The following is a 22,178-nucleotide window of genomic DNA, read 5'->3' on the forward strand; positions in this document are numbered from 1 at the left end:
ACTGTTGGAGGTGGGAAATCCTACGAACTAAGTTCGTGTCAATTAGTCGAAGTAGAATACTGTTACTTCCTTGTTTGTAGGTAACAGGCTGAAAAACTCCACTGGTGCTTTTCACTCACCAAGACGAGTTGACAACGGATGGCTTTGATTTTCGCAGAGTAAACCAGTATCAGACTTGCAACTTACCTAGTATAACACATTCTAAGCATAAAGGTTGGCTTTTGCCTTGAAAATAAAAATAATACGTTTTCAAAAAAAACTTAAAAATATTTGAAGGTGAGAAAGTGAGAAATTAAGACTATTTGAATCATAGTTTGAACAACCAATGCGGTATTGTATTCAGACATATAAATAATAAAGGTAAAGGTAACTCAAAACAATAGCTTTCGTAAACAAATGCTATCTTTCTCAAGACTAGTGACTATCCTCTTCGCTTTTATTTTTACCCTATGATATAATTAAGGTGATGACTTCTCACAGCTAATCGCTGGTGTCCCAATATCAAAAAACCACGATGGAAACTAACAACGTTTTTTTACTATAATTATATTACCAACCATTTCACTAATTATATTATGTTATCCAAGCGCTGATTGAGGATTAACATACGAGGAGGTATAGATATGAATACAAAAAAGAAGATATCCTTTGCCCTGACCGCTTGTCTAGGTCTTTTTTTGCTCTTCCCTACTTCTACCCACGCTCATTATGACCGCGCCTTTTGGTATGAAGAACAAGTGACCACACCGCATATTGAACAATATACAGACTGGATGTCCACAATTCCTGATAATCGTTTTCTAGGAGAGCTTGCCATTCCGGGAACTCATGATAGCATGGCTCACAGTAACCATCTTCCTTTTCGTGATATTGTCCGTACGCAAACAATGAATTTGCAGCAACAATTGGAGTCTGGAATCCGATATTTAGATATTCGTCTCGCATATATGGGAGATCACTTTGCTCTCTACCATGGCTCAATCGCCTTGGGCTACCAATTTGAAGAGGTTCTTACAACTATTCAAAATTACTTGATAAGTTATCCAAGTGAAACCATCTTAATGCGGATTAAACAAGAGCATACTCATGCCTCTGATCCTGAAATGTTTACCCTTTTTGAGTCCTATTATCAACGATATTCCTCTCTTTTCTGGAATCCTATGACTTCGTCAAACGGATACAATCCTACACTAGGCGAAATTCGTGGTCAGATTGTGCTTTTACCTGATGTCTTGTCTATCGAACACGGAATAAATTATCGTTTTGTTATTACTCAAGATCAATACCATCTCAATACAAATTGGGATTTATATAAAAAATGGGAAGCTATAAAGAACCATATCAATCAGGCAAATACATCTAGCATTGATTTTATTTTCATGAATTATCTCAGTGGTTCTGGTGGTTCTTTCCCTTATTTTGTAGCAAGTGGACATGTTCGTCCAGCAACTGATGCTTCCCGACTCTCTACTGGATTGACGGAACCCGGTTTTAGGCATCGCTACCCTGACTTCCCACGCACAGCACGTCTCGGTGTATTTGCAACAATTTCCTTTGAAGGAACCAATACTCTTGTTGCGGACTATCTACGAAACAATCAAATTCGTAGACCAGGAATCATCATTTCAGATTTCCCCGGTGAACGTCTTATCAATGAAGTTATACAATGCAATTACCGTTAATCGTTCTATATTTTTGCATGTTTAGTATTTAAGCTAAAATACTGTTCTATAAATAACATCTCGTACAATACATACCTAATTCTCACCCTAACCTTCCAATTCCTTTTACCATCAACATAAAAATATTCAACTGACTAGCGAGGAAATTCCCAACGGGGGACTCCTCGTTTTTTATATCTTAATTGTCGTTTCAAGTCAAAAATAGTCAACCACTAAATTTTCGATAAGCAGACTATATCATCAATAACAAAAAATTACTTCTTTCACGAAAAATAAAAGTGATTGATTGTGACATGAAAAATTCTATAGGAGTTGTGAACTAAGGATAGCACAGTGAAGCATTGAGAGCAACAATAAAAAAATGCATCATTAGGCTGTTATAGACATTTAGTCTATCTTTAATTACTTCGTTAACTCGCTTTGCCGTACTTTGCGTAAGTGACTTGCTTTCGCAAGTCTCATTTCCAGCCTTGTACAGTCTGCTAGACTGTACAAGCTGCCTACAGCTTTTGAGGCGAATGCGGTTCGCCCTATTTCCAGCATCTTTTTTCTCGCTTTTTTGTATCTAGGATCGGGCTGAAACAGTTCCCCGAACTGTTTCACTCTCCCAGATAGTTGGAGCCAGTACTAAAAGTAAACTAAAATATAATTATTTAGCTTTAAAATAGCATTCCAAACAATACTCAACCGATTGAAATCTCCTCAATAACTCAACCACTTTTCTTTTCAATCCAGCCCAGAATCGTTCAATTGGGTTAAGTTCAGGGGAATAAGGTGGAAGCGGAAGAAAATAGTGTCCCTTAGCCACTGCAAGCTCATCTAGTTGTTTCTTGGGATGAAAAGCTGCATTATCCATAATGATGACATGGGGTTCTGTCAAGGATGGCAATAGCTGCTCCTGATACCACTTGATAAATAATTCCGCTGTCATCGTTCCATGATAAAGCAAGGGGGCTATAATTTTAGAACCAGTTTGACCAGCTACTACCGAAATTCTTTCGAATCTGCGTCCACTTACCTTGTCGTATACTTTCTCTCCTCGAGGTGCTCTAGCTTTGTGACGATAAAGATAAGTATCAATGCCCGTCTCATCAATATAAACAATCGGTGTGTCAGGAAAGCAGGCTAAAACATCAAGATAGCGTCTCACTTTTTCGCTATCTTGTTCTTTATAGGTTGTTGTCTTTTTTTAAAGTAATATTCACTTTTTTGAGTGCTGCCCAAACAGAAGGAATACTACAGTTAAAATGCTCTGCAATTTCTTTCAGGAAAGCATCTGGATGTTCCTTGACATAGGCTTCCAAGCGGTCAAGCGGAAGTTTGCGAGGACTACGAGAGCGTGGTTTACGATTCAGATGTCCTTCATTTTTCAGCTGTGTCTCCCAACGGTACAAGGTATCGGTTCCAATACCAAATAGGTCACAGGTTTCCTTTTTTGTGTGTCCTGATTGGACATAGGCAATAACGCGTTTTCTAAAATCAATTCCGTAAGTCATAAGTCTATTTTATTATATATTAAATAAAAAACTAAATAACTATATCTGGCAAGCTATCGCATTTGCTAGATAAAAAAAGAATGCTGGATAAGATTCCAACATTCTTTCTAACAATTTATTTTCCCAAAACAGCCGCAGCCAGAGCTTTTTGGATAGCAATAACACTCTTGTCACTCTTGAATTGGAGGGTTTCAGCAGGCTCTGCCGCAGAAGAAATCCAAATCTTGAGCTCAGCATCTAAATCAAAATGACCAGAAGTTTCGACCGTAAAACGTGAAATGGACTGGTAAGGAATAGACTTATAGGCTACCTTCTTACCAGAAATCCCTTGCTTATCCACTAAAATCAAGCGATACTCGGTAAAGACAATCAGGTCGCGGACCAAACTAAAGGCCATCTCTACTTGTTCATTAGCCAATAAAATATTCCCTAGCTCCTGCTCTACCTTGTCATTATTCATCTGCGAGGCATTGCCCATCAAACCTGAAAACAAACCCATGTGTTTACTCCTTTTTTACTTTTCCATATTTTACCGAAAAACTTACAGGAAACAAAGTAAAAACCAGCCTATAATACAAGCCTCTCGTCAAACAAGCCTAGAAATTCTTCATTCTGCGAATGGGTGACGACGGTGACCAACTTATCCTCAATCTTGGACAAGGTTTCCGCAATTAAACTTTCATTTCTAGTATCTAAGCCCGTCGTTGGCTCATCAAATAACAAGACTTCCGCATCACGATAGAGGGCTCTAGCTATATCAAACCGCCGCTCCTCCCCTCCCGATAATTGCTGGGCAGAGGATAGCAGGGTAGCGAAACCATTTTCCTGTCGTTCAAACCAGTCTAGCAGACCAACCCTGCTCAAGCAAGTCAGAGCCTTTCTCTGATCCAAGGGACCAAACAGGCTCAGATTTTCCCCAATACTAGCTGAGAAAATAGCCGTTTTTTGAGGAAGATAATAGATTTTTCCAAAAAACGAGGTCTGTTCTAGGTCCGCCAGATTCCTCTGGTTGACCAGGACTCTTCCAGCTTCTGGCTTCTGAATCCCCAGCAAGAGGCGGAGCAAGGTCGTCTTCCCACTCCCGCTTTTTCCTAGAATGGCATATTTTCTATTAGCAAGAAAACGATAGGAAAACCTATCAAAGAGTCGGTGATTATTCTGCTCATAGGTAATCGTTTCCAAGCTGATGCTGTCAATGGTTTCAGTCAGTTCTTCCTTGGCTTCATTTTCCTGGAATTGCCCCTGCAAAATCGTCGTCAAATCTGCCACAACAGTCCGACTAGCCAGGTAATCCGTTACCAGTCCAGACATGGTTTGGATAGGGCCAGCCACCGTTCCCATGAGGGTGGTCATGGCAATCAAGTCTGAAATCTTCAGCAGGCCTTGAAAGACAAAGATACCACCAATAATCCAGGAACCCGAATAAACCACACTACTCAAACCATAGGACACGGCGTAGGTCTGAGATTGTTTTTTGGAAAAATGGTTGGCTCGCCTAGCATATTCCTGACTGGATGCTTGGAGTTTCTCTTCAAAAATCGGCGTAATGGTGCTGATTCGGATAAAGGTCAGAGAATGAACAAACTCACTAAAGAGCTTGAGGTAGGCATTCTTCTCCGACTGAGTATCTTGAGTGGCATGAGCAAGGATACGATTATTGATCAGGGGTGCTAGGAAAGGAATGAAGCACAAAGCCAGCATAATCAGCGTCATGGTCCCTTGCAAATAAAGGGCACCAATTAGTGAAAAGGTAAAGACAAGAAGACTGGTCAACATAGACAAGAGCGGTGTTAGATAACCATTTTCCAAGACATCCATGTGGTTGACCAAAATGTGAATCTTGTCAGCACTCTTTTTGTCATCATTTCCTGAATCATCGCCAGCTGCGTAGACAGCCACCAGCTGATTGCGAGTCCTTTCCATGATACGATTTACTAACTTGGCCTTGAGATAACGAGGCAGGTAGTCAAAGTAGGTATCGCAGATGAAAAAGCCCACCGCTATGAGTGAACTGGTCACAAATGCCTTTTGGTCACCGGACAGAGCCGCCTCTGAAACCCTAGCATAGACAAAACCTGTTGCTGCCAAAATCAGAGCATAGACAAGAGATACCAAGACATAGGCCAGCACCTCCGACTTGCACTTTCTAAGGTAGTAAAACATGGGACATACCTCCAATGCGTTTCCGTTTATACTACTATAGTATATTATAATAATACTTTTTTTGCAATGATAACAAAATTAAAAAAAGCCAGGACTTGCCTGACTTATTATAGAGTTAATTGGGTTAGATGAAGATTGAACTTAAGGTTCATCGAAGCAACTTAACGAAGTTTTAGCTTGATTTTCAAAGCTGATTACTGACTTTACGCAAAGAAACTCAAGAATAAAACTAGGCAAGGAGCTGAAGATTGAACTAGAGGTTCATCGAAGCAACTTAACGAAGTTTTAGCTTGATTTTCAAAGCTGAACAGCTGTAAGCTGATACCATCAGCTCCCATCTCCCACCTTTCACCTCGCTTGACATCTCTAGGCTCAGGCTGAAACAGTTCCCCGAACTGTTTCACTCCACTGAACCTTAGGCATTGGTAAACTGACTACCGTCAGTTCCCATCTCCCGATAGCAAACATCTCCCAGATGTTTGCTACATCTTCTCTTCCAACGCCACATCCGGATACTTGTCCGCAAACCAGCGGAGGGCGAAGTCGTTTTCAAAGAGGAAAACAGGTTGGTCAAAGCGGTCTTTGGCTAGGATGTTGCGGCTTGATGACATGCGTTCATCCAGGTCTTCTGGCTTGATCCAACGGACAGTCTTTTTGCCCATTGGGGTCATGACTACCTCAGCATTGTACTCGCCTTCCATGCGGTGTTTGAAGACTTCAAACTGGAGCTGACCAACGGCCCCCAGCATATACTCGCCTGTCTGGTAGTTCTTGTAGAGCTGGATAGCCCCTTCTTGTACCAGTTGCTCGATTCCCTTGTGGAAGGATTTTTGTTTCATAACATTTTTAGCGGAAACTTTCATGAAAATTTCAGGGGTGAAGGTCGGCAGTGGTTCGAATTCAAACTTGTTTTTGCCTACGGTCAAGGTATCGCCTACCTGATAGGTTCCTGTATCGTAAACCCCGATAATGTCACCCGCCACTGCATTTTCCACATTCTCACGGGACTCGGCCATAAACTGCGTCACGTTGGACAACTTGGCTCCCTTACCTGTACGAGGTAAGTTGACTGCCATCCCGCGTTCAAATTCGCCCGAAACCACGCGCACAAAGGCAATGCGGTCACGGTGACGAGGGTCCATATTGGCCTGAATCTTAAAGACAAAACCTGAAAAATCTTTGTTGAGCGGGTCAATGACATCACCTGTCGTTGTCTTGTGACCATGTGGCTCTGGAGCAAATTCCAAGAAGGTGTCAAGGAAGGTCTGCACACCAAAGTTTGTCAGGGCTGAGCCGAAGAAAACAGGTGTCAAATCGCCGTCCAAAATCGCCTGCTCTGAAAATTCATTCCCAGCTTCCGCCAGAAGTTCAATATCATCCAGAACTTGTGCATAAAAGGGGTTAGAACCAAAGAGCTTGTCACCCTCGTCCAAGTTGGCAAACCGCTCGTCACCACGGTAGAGTTCTAAACGTTTGTTATGGAGGTCATAGAGACCCTCGAAAGATTTCCCCATACCGATTGGCCAGTTCATCGGATAGCTGGCAATGCCCAAGACTTCTTCCAACTCCTGCAACAAATCAAGTGGCTCACGACCGTCACGGTCCAACTTGTTGATAAAGGTGAAAACAGGGATGTTGCGGTGCTTAACAACCTCAAAGAGCTTTTTGGTCTGGGCCTCGATACCCTTGGCAGAGTCCACCACCATGACAGCCGCATCGACCGCCATCAAGGTCCGATAAGTGTCTTCTGAGAAGTCCTCGTGTCCTGGTGTATCTAGGATATTGACCCGCTTGCCTGCATAGTCAAACTGCATGACAGATGAGGTAACAGAGATACCACGTTGTTTCTCAATATCCATCCAGTCAGACTTAGCAAAGTTACCAGTCTTTTTCCCCTTGACCGTACCTGCTTCACGAATCTCACCCCCAAAGTAGAGCAACTGCTCGGTAATAGTGGTTTTACCCGCGTCCGGGTGAGAGATAATCGCAAAGGTGCGGCGTTTCTTGATTTCTTCTTGTAGTGACATAATGTTTCCTTTTCATTTTTTTGTATTTTGATTCATAGCAGAGCTGAGCTCTTATCCTATTCGATTTACATTGGATTCATCCTTATTCTTTACTAGACAACTCTCTTATTATATCGGAAATAAGGGAATTTTTCAAACTATTGAAGAATAGGTCTACAGACCTATACTGTTGTATTATAAATATGTTACAATAAGTATGAGATGTATTCTATATACTAGAAAAAGAAAGATAAAATAATGAACAAACAAATAAAAGGTTTATCAACCAAGGAAGTACAAGAACGTATTCAAAACTAGCAAACCAATCATTTTAAGACAAAGACCAGTGCCAGTAATTGGGAAATCTTCAGACGAAATGTGTTTACATCTTTTAACGCACTCAATTTTGCCATTTTCTTAGCCTTACTAGCTGTACAGGCATGGTCCAACCTTTTCTTCTTCGGAGTTATTGTCCTCAACGCTGTTTCAGGAATGCTGACAGAATGGCGAGCACGACGAATGATTGACAAACTCAACCTGATGAACAAGGATTTTATCCGAGTTGTTCGCGACAGCGAGACAATCTCTATTGCACCAGAAGATATTGTCTTAGATGATGTTCTCTTGCTGTCTGCTGGCGAACAAGTTCCTAGTGATGCTATTGTTTTAGAAGGTATAGCCGAGGCAAACGAGGCCATGTTAACCGGTGAAAGCGACTTGATTGTGAAAAATACTGGGTCTGAATTATTGTCTGGTAGCTATCTAGTTAGCGGACAGATTTATGCAAAAGTCATCCATGTTGGCGCAGAAAACTATGCCAATAAGCTCATGCTTGAGGCGAAAACTCACAAACCTATCGTCTCTCGTATTCTTTACAATATGGATAAAATTGCTAAATTTACAGGAAAAATTATCATTCCATTCGGACTTGCTCTTTTTCTAGAAGCCTTTTTCATCAAACTTCTTCCCTTAAAAGACTCAGTTATTACCAGCTCTACTGCCCTACTAGGTATGTTACCAAAGGGAATCGCTCTGCTGACCATCACTTCTCTCTTAACTGCCGTTATCAAACTGGGAATGAAAAATGTCCTCGTACAAGAAATGTATTCCGTCGAAACACTTGCCCGAGTTGATGTTCTTTGTTTGGATAAGACCGGAACGATTACTCAGGGGAAAATGACCGTCGAAAACCTGCTCCCCTTAACCAACCATTATTCACTTGACACTATCCAACAGATACTCGCTACCTATATCCAGACAAGTGAGGATACTAATTCAACAGCTCAGGCCATTCGAAAAGAATATGGTGATTTAGAGCACCACTATAAAGCTAGTCACATCATCCCATTTTCTAGTGATAGAAAATGGGGGGCAATGACAATAGAAAACATTGGTCGCATTTTTCTAGGGGCACCAGAAATGTTACTAACACAAAATCCTCCTTCTGTTTCTGAGGCACAGGCTCATGGTTCCCGTGTCCTGATTCTTGCGCTTAGCCAACAGTCCCTTCCTTCTTTTCAAAATCAGCTACCTAAGAATATTGAACCTCTAGCTCTATTAGAAATTGCCGACCCAATCCGAGAAGACGCCGCAGAAACACTGGCCTATCTTCGCTCGCAAGAAGTGACTCTAAAAATAATCTCTGGTGACAATCCTGTGACGGTCTCACACATTGCCAGGGAAGCTGGATTTGCTGACTACGATAGCTATATCGATTGTTCCAAAGTTGACGACGAAGAACTAATTGCCAGAGCTGAAACAACCGCCATTTTCGGTCGCGTATCCCCACATCAGAAAAAATTGCTCATCCAAACCCTCAAAGCACAGGGACATACTACTGCAATGACCGGTGATGGGGTCAATGATATTCTTGCACTACGCGAAGCTGATTGTTCCATTGTCATGGCAGAAGGTGATCCCGCTACCAGACAAATCGCTAATCTAGTCCTCCTAGATTCTGAATTTCGCGATATTCCTGAGATTCTCTTTGAGGGACGACGCGTTGTTAATAACATCTCCCACATTGCTCCCATCTTTCTTATCAAAACAATCTACTCTTTCTTACTTGGCCTTATCTGTATCGCTAGTATTGCCCTAGGTAAAGCAGAATATTTGTTAGTTTTCCCATTTATTCAAGTACAAATGACCCTCATTGGTCAATTTGTCGAAGGTTTTCCTCCTTTTATCCTAACTTTTGAACGAAATATCCGCCCTGTAGAAAAACATTTTCTCAGAAAATCTCTTCTCTTAGCCCTACCAAATGCTCTCATGGTTGTTCTCAGTGTCCTTATTTTCCATTTAATGCAAGTATTTGGATACTTAAACTTGCATGACATGCAAACCCTCTCTTATTATGTTCTTGGTTCAACAGGTCTACTGGCTGTCATTCGTGCCTGTTTGCCACTGACAAAAGCTCGACTGGCTCTTATTATTTATTCCGTTTTCGGTTTCTTCATCAGCTCCCATTTCCTACATGGTCTGATTGAAATCCACCCCCTAAACAGTCACACATTGCCAATCTATTCTGGATTAATGCTCATTTTTATCCCTGTCTTTTTCTGGATTAGCTACAAACAAGGCGCATTTAAAAATCATGACCACCCGTCAAACGGGTGGTTTGAACAGGGGCTATAAGCCCACATCACCAGCCAGCGCCTAAAGACGCTGACTTTCACTTTGTTCAAGCCTCACTGCTTTTGACTCGTCACTAGCCTCTTAAAGAGGCATTCGTACTACTTGCCATTATCCCTAAAGGGATCTTCATACTCTTTTACACTTAACTTATCAAGTGCTATATCATGTTTAACTCGCTTTCTAGATTTTAAGCTCGTGAAGAAATCATCCACTGGATAATTTCTTTATTCTTGTATATATTTCTTAATTGTGGCTTCATTAAGTCCAACTTACACTCTTCAACAATTCCCCAAATTGTTGAAGCTCTCTGCCCAGAAATGACGATTACCAAATTTATAGAGAGATTGGCGTGTTTATCAAACATCATTAGAGCACTCTTACCTTTTAAATAGCCCATAAAGCTTGATACACTTAATCGCGGGGGAATATTGACTAACATGTGAACATGGTCTGGCATCAGATGACCTTCGATAATTTCAACACCTTTATAACTACACAATCGTCGAAATATCTCTCCAAGACTACTTCGATATTGATTATAGATAATTTTTCGTCTATACTTAGGGGTGAAGACAATGTGGTATTTACACAACCACTTTGTATGTGATAAACTATGTGCCTTTTGCGCCATATTTTTCTCCTTTCGCTTTACAATAGGCTTGAACACCTTTATTGTATCGCGTTTGGAGTTTTTTTGGTATAACCTTCGTCGCGCACCCGCATAGCGGGTGGTTTATTTGTCACGCACCTTACGGAGCGTGACGGACTAAAAGTCACATAACTAAAAATAAGACTTGAAAAACTAATTTCAAGTCTCAGACTGAAGACAAAGTCCTTAGAATTGATTTTCTAAGGGCTTTTCTTCGTATTTAGGAGTATAATATAAGAAAAAGGACTTGTGAGGTTCTCCTATGTTACACAAAGAAAAACCTGACTATAACCGCAATCAGTACGGTTTCTATACCCTTGACCAGCTTGTGCCTGCAGATCATTTCCTGCGCCAAGTGGAAGCTGTGATTGACTTCGACTTCATTTATGATCTAGTAGAAGATACCTATTCGTCTGATAATGGTCGTCCTAGTCTTGACCCTGTCATGTTAGTTAAAATTCCTCTGATTCAGTGCTTTTATGGTATTCGTTCCATGCGTCAGACCATCAAGGATATTGAAGTGAATACTGCCTATCGCTGGTTTCTTGGTTTAACCCTAGATGACAAGGTGCCTCACTTCACGACATACGGCAAAAATTATTCCCGTCGCTTTCAAGAGAAAGGGTTGATTGAGTCCATTTTCACGCATATTCTTGGGCTGTGTATCAATGCAGGCCTAATTGACCCGACGGAGATTTTCATAGACGGAACTCATATTAAGGCTGCGGCTAATAATCGTAAGTTTATCAACCAAGAGGTGGAAAAGCAGGCCAAATTCATGAGTGAACAGCTGGAAATCGAAATTAATCAAGATCGGGTAAAGCACGGAAAAAAGCCGCTCGGGCCCGCCAAAGAGCCAGAGCCCATCGCTAAGAAAATCTCCACAACCGACCCAGAAAGTGGCTGGTTCCATAAAGGTGATCATAAGGAAGTTTTCGCTTATTCTGCCCAAGTTGCCTGTGATAAGTATGGCTGGGCACTTGCTTATAGTGTTGAGGCTGGCAATATCCATGACAGCCAGGCTTTTCCTGCACTTTTTGCCAAGCTTGAACCCTTGAAACCAGAGTATATCATTGCGGATTCGGGCTATAAAACTCCCAGTATTGCCAAGTTTCTAATTGATAAGGAAATCACTCCTGTCCTTCCCTACACCCGTCCCCGTGGGAAGAAGGGTCAACTTCGTCCTAAAGATTTTGTCTATGACGAACACTTCGATTGTGTCCTGTGTCCTGAACATCAGGCCTTGACCTATCGCACGACTACCCGAGAAGGCTACCAAGAATACAAAAGTGATCCAGCAATTTGTGCCAACTGTCCCCTATTATCAGTATGTACGACCAGTAAGAACCATCAAAAAGTTGTCACGCGGCATATTTGGAAGGAGTATTTGGAACAGTGCGAGGATATTCGTCATCAAAGAGGGATGAAGGAACTCTATCAACATCGGAAAGAGACGATTGAACGGCTATTTGGCACAGCCAAGGAATACCATAATCTGCGCTACACGAGAGAAAAAGGCAAGTCCAAAATGGAGGATAAGATTGGACTGACTTTGGCGTGCTTAAATCTCAAAAAACTAGCTAAAAGGATGGCAAGAAGGCCTTTTTATTTTGTCCAGATGGGGTGGTTTCAGCATTAAAACAGCCATTTTTCTCTAAAAACAGTAAAAAGACAAACACCAAAACGATGTTTGTCTGCAATCTGAGACTTGAAAAACTAATTTCAAGTCTTATTTTTTCAATATCTGCGAATTCATTTGTTTGCTTTCTTTTTTCAAATAGGCAATTAACATAGCTTGTATACTCAAAATAGAGAAGCAGAGTAGGCAAGTTACCAAGAAGAAATTCAAAGGAAGATTGGTACTGTTCACTAAAGGTGTCTGTCTCAAAAATCCATAATTTCCGCCAGTTAAAAGAGCTACTCCTAGAATCAGCATATTCATAATAAGCGTATATTTCACTACCTCTTTCCCCTTCAACATCTCCCCCTCTAAATCAGATAACAGGTACAACATACAATTAACCGTCAAGGCGTAGTGACCAATAACAAAAGTAAAGAAGGTCAGATGTGGAAATGCAAATGGGTCAAATACTGGATGAATAAAGGCCGCAAGCGATCCAAAAAGACCCAGATAGGCAAAATAACGTTTCAAAGGTCCAGGCTTCGCCCAAAGAATAAAGAGCATGGCCAAGCGACAATGATAAAAAGGAAGACTCTCAGAAAGAGGAAAATCAGCTACGATATACCAAGTATAAAGGGAGACAATCTGTATAAATTGAAGCCACCAAAAAACAATATGAAACCATCTTTTTTGATAACAACGAAAACAAAGATAGAGCATGAAAAACCAAATAATCATGAGAAACAGGTGTTCCAATACGTTCAGGTTCGGTGCTTCAGAAATCTGATTGCTAAAAAAATCACTCATCTTATTAAATTCCTCTCTTTCCCCAAAAGTTAGTATATCAACTTTTCGATGTTTTGACAAGACTTGCTAAAAAAGAGAGGTCTTGCCTCTCTACTTTTCTATTGCTTCCACCACTTTCCCAAGATTCATGGAATTAGACCCTTTAAAGAGGATTTGGTCTTGGCCGCCAAGAACTTCCTTGACTTGTTTGACTAAGTCTTCAAATTGGTCCTGCTCTGCATTTTTCCTAAAGAAATAGACTTTTCCTATTGGGAACATCTGACTAGCCAACTGGGCCAGACCTTCAATATCCTGACCGTAGAAAATGACGGTGTCTAGCACATCAGGCGACAGACTCAGAATCATCTGATTATGGAGGTCAACGGACTGGCTACCCAGCTCTTTCATGTCTGCCAAAACGGCGATTTTCTTGCCACCTTCATTGGCTGGAATGCTAGAGAAGGTTTCTAAAATCAATCGCATGGCCGTTGGGTTGGCGTTGTAGACATCGCTGAGAATATCTGCTCCGTTTGCTGCCTTCTTCCACTCGGTGCGGTTGCGGGTCAAGTTAAGACTGGCTAGGGCTGACTTGATGGCCTCATCAGGCACACCCAAGGTCTTACCTACGTAGCTTGCTACCATGGCATTGGTGGCATTGTACTTACCCGTTACTGGGAGGAAAATGTCGCCGTCCATAAAATTGACGGTGAAGGTCAGGCTATCTTTTGACTCGACCAGACTGGTCACCTGCAAATCAGCCTGCTCACCGAAGCGAATGAGTTCTACATGACTTGGCAAAAAGCCATCCGCAATCGGATCTGCTGGAATCAAGAGTTTACTACCTGGCTCCATTCCATCTGCAATTTGTAATTTTCCTTTGGCAATCTCTGCTCGTGAGCCGAAAAATTCCAGATGCGCTTCGCCAAATAGAGTAATTACTGACAGACTTGGTTTGGCAATTTCGGATAGAAGATGAATGTCTCCCAAGTGGTCTTGGCCCATTTCCAAGACCAGTTTTTCTGTATCATCAGGCATGTGGAGGACGGTGTATGGCAGACCGATTTCGTTGTTATAGTTGCCCTGAGTCTTGTAAGTCTTGTAAGTCGTTGCCAGAACATCGTGAATCATATCCTTGGTGGTTGTTTTACCATTTGATCCCGTCACAGCAATGACTTCTACCCCTGTTTTCTCTAGGTAGTAGGCCGCTAATTGTTGAAGCGCAGCCAAGCAATCATTTACTAGAATGTGAGGAACATCAAGGCTGACTTCAGACAGGGTTACTGCGCAGCCATTTTCAAAAGCAACAGGAATGAAGTCATGACCATCACGCGCACCTTTGAGGGGAACAAAAAGATCCCCTTCTGTAATCAGGCGACTGTCGAACTCCACCTTGTTAAGGGCTCTATCGGGATAAAGACTAATATCATTTTTTGCGCCCAAGACCTGAGCGACTTCGTGTAGGGTTAATTTCATTGTTTTCTCCAATAAACTAAAAAAGAGCTTTCGCTCTTTCTATTATACCACTTTTTATCGAACTTGAGTGAGGACACCATCTTTCATCTCATATACCTTGTCGCATTTTTCAATCATGCGTTGGTCATGTGTTACCATGATGATGGATTTGTTCCGTTCTTTGGCTTCCTTAGCTAATAACTCAACCACTTCAAAAGCGCGATTACTGTCTAGACTGGCTGTTGGTTCATCAGCTAGAATCAAAGCTGGATCATTGTAGAGTGCACGTGCAATTGCTACACGCTGCCGTTCTCCGCCTGACAAATCCTTAGGGAACTTGTTTTTGAGATGGTCCACACCCAATTCAGATAGGAGTTCGTTTCGCTTGCTCGGTTCAGCTTTCTTATTGACCTTATCAACCAAGGTTAATTGTTTTTCGACTGTTAAAAATGGAATCAAATTGGAAGCCTGCAAGACAAAACCAATGTCCTTATAGCGCAATTTGGCACGTTTTTTCTCAGGTAAATCAGAATAGTCCGATTGATTGATTAAAACACGACCAGTTGTCGGTGTTTGTAAACCACCTGCCAAGGTCAAAAATGTTGACTTCCCAGACCCAGATGGTCCAATGATGGCAACAAATTCGCCTTCTTCAATGCTAAAATTTGTTGGTTTAAGAGCCGTAATGGTTTGACTGCCATCTTGGAAGGTCTTACTAATATTTTCAAAAATAAGTGTTTTCATAACAACCTCCTAAGATAGATTTCGTAATGGATCTACCTTAAAGATAGAACCTACAGAGAAACTAGCACCCAATAGGGCAAATACAACTAGTGCTAGGCCGATTGCAATATAGAAGGTCCAGTTATTCTCAAATGGAACAGCGCTTGGCAAGACAAGGGATGACAAATAAGTTCCAGCCAATCCAAGGACGGCTCCCAAACCAGCCAGTAGGAAGGTTTGAGCCAATACAGAGCCTGAAATATAGCCATTTGAAAGACCTTGAATTTTCATCAGGCCAAAAATCGGTGATTTCTGTGTTGTCAACACAAAGATAAAAATACCAATAACAATGGCTGAGATGACAATCAAGAATCCTATCATAAAGCCAAAGGTCATATTTTGTGCCTTATATCCTGGCAGATTTTCAATAAAGTCTGCAATAGCAACTTTTTCCAGCTCATCTGGTACAGAAGCGACATCTCCACGAACGACAATGGCACTGGCAAGATTACTCGTTGCAGCTTGTTGTTTATCAGCCTGCATCAATTCTGCAAATGCCGTAAAGTCCATATATACAACAGGTGCCACACCAAAATAAGCATTGTCTGTATAACCTACAATGGTCACTTTTTCGTCAGTACCCGACAGATAGACTTCATCACCTAGCCCAAAACCTTCTACCTCTGACAAGGTTTTGTCTACAAGGACTTCTCCAGTTTTTTCATACAAACGACCTTCTACAATATTCGGCACGATAAAACTATCTGATTCAACAGCAAAGATGTTTACCTTTTCTTTTTCGCCTGAGGTGGCATTTTCATCCACATAGGCAACTCCAGCTTGTTGGCGAATCAAGGCCTTGTCACTAGCATCTACTTGGTCAAGCAAGGCTGTATCAATTTTGGATGCTGTAATCAAACGATTGCTTTCTGAATTAAGCAAGACATAATCTGCCTGCCATTTATCAACTGCTGTTCTATTTTCCTGCATGAGTCCGTAAGCCAAACCAGTCAGGAAAAAGACCAAGTAAGAAATCAGGATTAATAATCCTAAAATCAAGCCATAACGCAGCTTATTTTGTCGCATTTCTTCAATTGCTAAAAACATCTTACTCCACACTTTCTAAGACATAAAAACTTGTCTCAAACTGCAAGTCTTCCCTCAAAAGAGCTTTGACTTTACATTTCTTTTCCACATAAGCAAGAATCTCTTTCTGCTTCTGCTCCGAAACCGACTCACCAATTCCAATCAACACCTCAAAACGCTGATTGTCCAAGCGACTCTCCACCTGAACAGGCATGGTTTTATTGCCTTCTTGGCTGGCATAGTAGCCCTGCACACACATGGTGATACAGGCAGCTAAGCCAATATTAACTAGACTAACCGGAGTCTCACCCTTCTCCGTTACCCCAAAGGTACGAACCGGTTCGCCATAACCTTGAGAAAGAGCCTGAAACAGACCTTCCCCTTTTACTGTCGTTTGATACATAAACACCTCCAGAACTTGTTCCATTTTATTCCTTTTTGCAAACCTTTGCAAGAAAAAAGATTGGAATGATTCCAATCTTGATAATAATTAAATGAGGTGACTTTCACGTTTTTCAAACATTTCCTTGGCCAAACGAACAAGCTCTTCAATCAAGTCTGGGTAAGCCAAGCCCATATTATCCCAAAGGAGTGGATACATAGACCACTGAGTAAAGCCTGGCATGGTGTTGAGCTCATTGAGGAAGATGTCTCCGTCTTCAGCCAGGAAGAAATCACAGCGAGAAAGGCCACAACCACCGATAGCACGGAAGGCCTTGGCAGCATTGTCCCGCATGGTGTCCATGATAGACTCATCAATCTTAGCTGGGATTTCCATGGTGATTTTGTTGTCGATGTATTTGGCATCGTAGTCATAAAAAGCAACGTCTTTGACTACTTCGCCAGGAAGTGTCGTTTTCACGTCAGCATTTCCCAAAAGACCAACCTCAATCTCACGCGCATTAACCCCCTGCTCAACGAGGACACGGCTGTCATACTTGAAGGCCAAATCAAGCGCCTTACGCAAGCCAGCTAAATCCTCGGCTTTTGAGATACCGACACTTGATCCCATATTAGCTGGTTTTACAAAGACCGGATAAGTCAATTTTTCTTCAATCTCTGCAATCTTATCGTCGATATTTTCACCCTCGATAACTGCCACATAAGGTACTTGGGAGATTCCTGCTGATTCAAGAACACGCTTGGTAGTGATTTTGTCCATGGCAACGCTGGAAGACAAGATATTGGTACCAACATACGGCATACGAAGCACTTCCAAGAAGCCTTGAATAGATCCGTCTTCTCCCATTGGGCCATGAAGAACAGGGAAAACAACCGCCTTTTCTTCATAAATATCGCTCGGACGGATTTTTTGCTCTTCAACAATCGTCGCGTTTGTCATGAGTTTTTCATCGGCAGACGGTGTTTGAGAAAACTCTTGCGTCTTTACAAAGTCACCAGTTTGCGTGATGAAATAGGTTTTGACAAAAAATTTATCATAGTTGATGGCACGCATGACGCTTTCGGCAGACAGAACAGACACCTCACGCTCTGCAGAACGCCCACCATATAGTAAAATCAAGGTTTCTTTTGACATGTATTTTCCTTCCTGTACCAACGCTATTACTCTTAGTATAGCATAATTTAACAAATCATATCTATCCTATCTTAAAATTAGGAACATCTCTAACTACAGAACTGCTATAGCTCTGTACGATTTTCAATAGCCCTCAACAGGGTCACTTCATCTGCGTATTCAATGTCACTTCCGACTGCCAATCCTCGCGCCAAGCGAGTAACCTTAATTCCCGCTGGCTTTAGGACACGTGAGATGTACATGGATGTCGCTTCACCATCTGCTGTTGCATTTGTCGCTACAATGACTTCTGTCACTTCATTTTCCATTAGACGAGTTAACAAGGTCTTTAAGTTAATATCGTCTGGTCCAATGCCATTCATCGGGGAAATCAAGCCATGCAAGACATGGTAGAGACCGTGATATTCTTGAATATTTTCCAAGGCTGTCACATCTCGACTATCCTCGACTATTAAAATGGTGGTCTGATCACGACTGGTGTCTTGACAAATACCACAAGGGTCCTGGTCTGTCAAGTTGCCACAAATGGAACAATAGGTCAAATCTCTCTTGGCAGCCAGGAGATTTTTAGCAAATTCGTTGACTACGTCATCTTCCATACCGATGGTATAAAAAGCTAAACGTGTTGCTGTTTTGATACCAATACCAGGTAATTTTGAATAACTGTCAATCAATTTAGCTATGGGAGTTGGGTAGAGCATAAGCCTCCTTAATTCATTGGATAAAGTGAATTGTATAAATTTATTATTTCATTCGTAATAGACTTAGTGGTTGTTGAACTCAAGTTTGTCAAATCAGGAAAAATAACTGCTACTGCAATTTGAGGATTGTCACTAGGCGCATAAGCAACAACGTTGGTATTGACCGCAGTAACCACATCACCAGAAGCTGTCGTTGTATAGGTTTCGGCTCTACCAGTCTTGGCACTGATGGTCACGGCCGCACCACGACCGATAGCACTACCTGTATTAAAGCGCCCACTACCATTGACAACTTGGTAGAAACCTTGACGAAGGAGAGCCATTTCATCAGCTGAAATATTGACTTGATTCATCTCTTTACCAGAAACTGTTTCAATCAAATCTCCCAATCCACCTTGGGGATTATTTCCATAGATACCTTCTACAAGATGAGGAGAAATCCTTTTTCCATTATTTGCTACTGTCGCTACATATTGAGCCATCTGCATCGGTGTATAGTTATCAAACTGTCCAAATGCATTCATAATAAAGTTTGCAGTTGAGTACTCTTCCGGTAAAAATCCTATAGATTCGAGTGGAAGGTCAATACCTGTTGACGCACCTAAACCATACTCTGCAAAAGTCGAACGAAGCTTAGTCATGGCATTTGTCAATGTATCGCCATCATTCAAATACATGTTAGCTGAGTAGGTCTGACCAAGTAGTCCCAAAGCAATCTTAACCATGTAGGCGTTAGAAGAATATTCTAGAGCCTCTGTCGCATCAATATTAAAACTACCATAGGCCCACCAAGATGTAAGTGGTGCTGAACCTGCAAAATAGATTGGTTCGTCTAACTGCACTTGATTGCCACTGATAACTCCATTTTCCCAACCAGAGCTGATTGTCGCTCCTTTGACGATGGAACCTGGAGTAAAGACGCTTGTGATAGTTCCAAGAGCATCCTCGGTAATACTACTTGTCCCCTTTTCATGTTTATAACCCGACATGGCCAGCACTGCACCAGTAGTCGGTTCTAAAGCTACAGCATATACACCATCTGAATAGAGTGCGCTTCCTGTACTAAGTTCACTCTCAAAATGCTTTTTCAAAATAGCATTGACCCCATCTTGAAAGGCTAAATCAATAGTCAGTTTAATATTATTTCCTTGCTGCCCTTCTTGGATTGTCTCAATACTTTCGACATTTCCGTTTCTATCAAGGTTGATTTGTTTTTTCTCACGTTGACCTTGCAATACTTCTTCATATTGTTTCTCGAGGTAGGCAGTTCCCACACGGTCATTTGATGAGTAGCCCTTGGAGAGATAGTATTCCGCATCTTCAGCAGGCAAACCAGCCTGTTCACTCGTTACTGTACCAATAATAGAGCTGAGAGAAGTTGGTAAAATCGTCCGTTGCCAGTTGTTAGTTGTAGAAATCCCAGGGAGTTGATCCTCATTGGCAACAATATAAGCAACTTGTTCAGCAGATAAGGCATCCGTTACTAAATTTACTGTTGAAAAATAAGTAGCTCCATTCATCTGCTTAAATAATTCGATGGCCTTACTTTCTTCATCTGAATATTGTAATAAATCATCTGTGAGACTGTCTACTGCGTTCGAATAAATCGTTGACTCTTCTAAATAATTCCCGTCTGAGTCATATCGCTTATCTTTTGGCAAATTCTCGACTACCTGTTGATAAACTTCAGTATCAGCCAAATAATAATCTGCCTTGTCCCGACGAGTAATATTGACATCCGAAACAGTGACCCATTGCAATAATTTATTTGCTACTTCCTTCATTTCCTGGGCCGTCATTTTATTTGACCGTGTAAAGGATACTACTTGTTGAATTTGGTTTTCAACTAAGGGGGTTCCTTTAGCATCATAAATCTGACCACGAACTGAACCCGTACTGATTATTTTTTGACTGGCGGTTGATAATTTATTGCGGTAAAAATCATGATTAACAATCTGCATATCAGCTAGACGCAAAATAAGAATCAGAAATAAAAAAATGACGATTGAAAACAAAATGTTTAGTCGAATTGCAATAAAATTTCCATCATGCTCAATAGATTTATTCGTTCGTTTATTCATTCAAAACCTCATTCTAGAAATATCCTTCTTATTATACCACAGGCGAAAAATATTTTTGAGACCCAACTGTCGATTCAAAAAATATTTTCTCTATAAACGTTGAACAAGCTGACAATTCTCAACCAGCCATTTTCTGTGCACAACACTCTCAACAAACCGCTGATCATGGGAAATCAGGAGGACACTTCCCTGGTATTCCTGCAAAAATTTCTCCAGAGCTTCGATGGCTGTAAGGTCCAAATAGTTTGTTGGCTCATCTACTATCAAAAGATTTGCATCCGATAACAAGACCTTGGCCAAGGAAAGCCGAACACGTTCACCACCAGACAGATTTGCCACCTTCTGCTGAGCCTTATCGTAAGAGAGTCCCAACATGCCCAATAAATTGAGAACCGTTACCTTATCTTGAAGCGATGTCGAGCTAGCATTCACAAAGGCTGTTTCTTCTTCATTGAGACTTGTCAAATCTTGGGAGAAATAAGCAATTTTTAATTTTGGATTGTAATAGCCTTCTAATTCTTTTGAAATCAGTTTCCGAACAAAGCTTGTTTTGCCAGAACCATTTGACCCAACCAAAGCTAGTTTATCCCCAAAAGTCATACCAAGCTGAGGAAAATCAAATAAATACTTTTCCCCAATCCACAGCTGTCCATCCTGCAAGCGAAAGAGACTGTGAAGACCAGTATCCAAGGCACCTTTCGCTTCCATCTTTACCCACGTTTCCTTTCTAGGTTGTTCAACCTTTTCCAAACGCTCCATCCGTTTTTCCAAATGCTTGGCAGTCTTGGCCATAGACTTGGCTTGACTGTCATAGGAACCCATCATGGCTTTAACCTTCCACTCAGACGATGAAACACCTTTCTTTCTCTTCCCCATCTTCTGAGCCTTGACCTGACGCTCTTGTTGGGCTTTTTTTAGTTGAGCGACTTTTTTCTGATAGGCTTCATAGGCCTCCTGCTGTCCTTCTCGCCTAGCCCGGCGACTTTCTACAAATGCCTCGTAATTTCCTATATAAACCTGAATCTTTCCTTCTTCTAAATGCCAAATGTGACTGGCAATTTGATTGAGAAAATGCCGATCATGACTAACAACCAATAGACTGCCTCGATAGCGTTTGATTTGTTTGATTAGCTTTTCCTGGTGTTCTTGATCCAAATTGGCAGTCGGTTCGTCCATGATTAACAACTGTGGTCTTTGTGCAAAAGCCTCTTGAATAGACTTCCAAACCTGTTCCCCACCTGAAAGCGAGCTCCTATCCTGTAACTGGGGTACATAGGCCCAGTCTGCTTTTACCTCAATCTGACCAGCAAAATCCCTATCCAGTCCCAGTAAGATTTTCAAAAAAGTAGACTTACCAACACCATTATTTCCAACCAAACCAACCTTTTGACCAGCTTGAAGGCTCAACTGCTGGATTGTAAACAAACTACGTCCCGCAAATTCCTTCTCTAATTGAATACATTTTATCATTTCCATATAGACCTCTTTTCTTCAAAAAAGGGCTTCTATTCTTCAAAAAATGACACAAGAAAAAAGCCATGCAAAACATGACCTTTCCCTA

15 protein-coding genes and 3 pseudogenes are annotated in these 22,178 nt (G+C 41.4%); 3 read left to right on the forward strand and 15 right to left on the reverse strand.

All coding sequences use genetic code 11. From position 1 onward, the window contains the following. The first annotated feature begins 623 nt into the window (after positions 1-623). On the forward strand, positions 624-1,682 hold the full coding sequence (locus PHA78_RS07295) for a phosphatidylinositol-specific phospholipase C (protein ID WP_004298887.1): 1,059 nt from the start codon (positions 624-626) through the stop codon (positions 1,680-1,682). A 649-nt stretch (positions 1,683-2,331) separates the two neighbouring features. Here PHA78_RS07295 and PHA78_RS07300 read toward each other — a convergent pair. From PHA78_RS07300 to PHA78_RS07320, 5 genes are all read right to left on the reverse strand, one after another. Further along, complete coding sequence (locus PHA78_RS07300) at positions 2,332-2,832, reverse strand: IS630 family transposase (protein WP_004298885.1); 501 nt, start codon at positions 2,830-2,832, stop codon at positions 2,332-2,334. Positions 2,833-2,851: 19 nt separating this feature from the next. Then, complete coding sequence (locus tag PHA78_RS07305) at positions 2,852-3,178, reverse strand: IS630 transposase-related protein (protein ID WP_004298883.1); 327 nt, start codon at positions 3,176-3,178, stop codon at positions 2,852-2,854. Positions 3,179-3,293: 115 nt separating this feature from the next. Next, entirely contained in the window at positions 3,294-3,677 is a 384-nt protein-coding gene (locus tag PHA78_RS07310) for a PH domain-containing protein (RefSeq protein WP_004298882.1), read from the reverse strand. A gap of 68 nt (positions 3,678-3,745) precedes the next feature. Next, positions 3,746-5,341: an ATP-binding cassette domain-containing protein gene (locus PHA78_RS07315; RefSeq protein ID WP_272157908.1), complete on the reverse strand. Its 1,596-nt coding sequence runs from the start codon at positions 5,339-5,341 to the stop codon at positions 3,746-3,748. A gap of 482 nt (positions 5,342-5,823) precedes the next feature. Continuing rightward, entirely contained in the window at positions 5,824-7,368 is a 1,545-nt protein-coding gene (locus PHA78_RS07320) for a peptide chain release factor 3 (RefSeq protein WP_029175935.1), read from the reverse strand. A gap of 237 nt (positions 7,369-7,605) precedes the next feature. Here PHA78_RS07320 and PHA78_RS07325 point away from each other — a divergent pair. Beyond that, positions 7,606-9,981 (forward strand): annotated as a pseudogene (locus tag PHA78_RS07325) (cation-translocating P-type ATPase). Positions 9,982-10,079: 98 nt separating this feature from the next. Here the strand turns inward: PHA78_RS07325 and tnpA are convergent. After that, positions 10,080-10,612: pseudogene (tnpA, locus tag PHA78_RS07330) on the reverse strand (IS200/IS605 family transposase). Positions 10,613-10,892: 280 nt separating this feature from the next. Here tnpA and PHA78_RS07335 point away from each other — a divergent pair. Further along, positions 10,893-12,424, forward strand: a pseudogene (locus PHA78_RS07335) (IS1182 family transposase). On the opposite strand, the gene PHA78_RS07340 reads toward PHA78_RS07335, so the two are convergent. The 9 genes from PHA78_RS07340 to vga(F) form a co-directional block, all read right to left on the reverse strand. Continuing rightward, positions 12,360-13,058, reverse strand: coding sequence for a YwaF family protein (locus tag PHA78_RS07340; protein WP_105212809.1), 699 nt, complete (start codon positions 13,056-13,058; stop codon positions 12,360-12,362). The pseudogene PHA78_RS07335 and the gene PHA78_RS07340 overlap by 65 nt on opposite strands. A 90-nt stretch (positions 13,059-13,148) precedes the next feature. Then, the gene (locus PHA78_RS07345; protein ID WP_105147328.1) at positions 13,149-14,510 is read right to left on the reverse strand and encodes a UDP-N-acetylmuramoyl-tripeptide--D-alanyl-D-alanine ligase; all 1,362 of its coding nucleotides are present in this window, start codon (positions 14,508-14,510) and stop codon (positions 13,149-13,151) included. Positions 14,511-14,564: 54 nt separating this feature from the next. Then, positions 14,565-15,233 carry an ABC transporter ATP-binding protein gene (locus PHA78_RS07350; protein ID WP_004298871.1) on the reverse strand — a complete coding sequence of 223 codons (669 nt, stop codon included), beginning with the start codon at positions 15,231-15,233 and terminating at the stop codon, positions 14,565-14,567. Positions 15,234-15,242: 9 nt separating this feature from the next. Further along, positions 15,243-16,319 (reverse strand): ABC transporter permease, encoded by a 1,077-nt coding sequence (locus PHA78_RS07355; protein WP_099807348.1) that lies wholly within the window; start codon positions 16,317-16,319, stop codon positions 15,243-15,245. 1 nt (position 16,320) lies between these two features. After that, positions 16,321-16,701 (reverse strand): OsmC family protein, encoded by a 381-nt coding sequence (locus PHA78_RS07360; RefSeq protein ID WP_099807347.1) that lies wholly within the window; start codon positions 16,699-16,701, stop codon positions 16,321-16,323. 87 nt (positions 16,702-16,788) lie between these two features. Beyond that, positions 16,789-17,835 (reverse strand): D-alanine--D-alanine ligase, encoded by a 1,047-nt coding sequence (locus tag PHA78_RS07365; protein WP_024378373.1) that lies wholly within the window; start codon positions 17,833-17,835, stop codon positions 16,789-16,791. A 104-nt stretch (positions 17,836-17,939) separates the two neighbouring features. Next, positions 17,940-18,536, reverse strand: coding sequence for a recombination mediator RecR (gene recR / locus PHA78_RS07370; protein ID WP_105128095.1), 597 nt, complete (start codon positions 18,534-18,536; stop codon positions 17,940-17,942). A gap of 8 nt (positions 18,537-18,544) precedes the next feature. Then, entirely contained in the window at positions 18,545-20,617 is a 2,073-nt protein-coding gene (gene pbp2b / locus PHA78_RS07375; RefSeq protein WP_272157910.1) for a penicillin-binding protein PBP2B, read from the reverse strand. Positions 20,618-20,707: 90 nt separating this feature from the next. Continuing rightward, entirely contained in the window at positions 20,708-22,093 is a 1,386-nt protein-coding gene (vga(F), locus tag PHA78_RS07380; RefSeq protein WP_032500526.1) for an ABC-F type ribosomal protection protein Vga(F), read from the reverse strand. Positions 22,094-22,178: the final 85 nt, after the last annotated feature.

It is taken from the genome of Streptococcus sp. HN38, assembly GCF_028335765.1.
GTDB classification, from domain to species: domain Bacteria; phylum Bacillota; class Bacilli; order Lactobacillales; family Streptococcaceae; genus Streptococcus; species Streptococcus suis_P.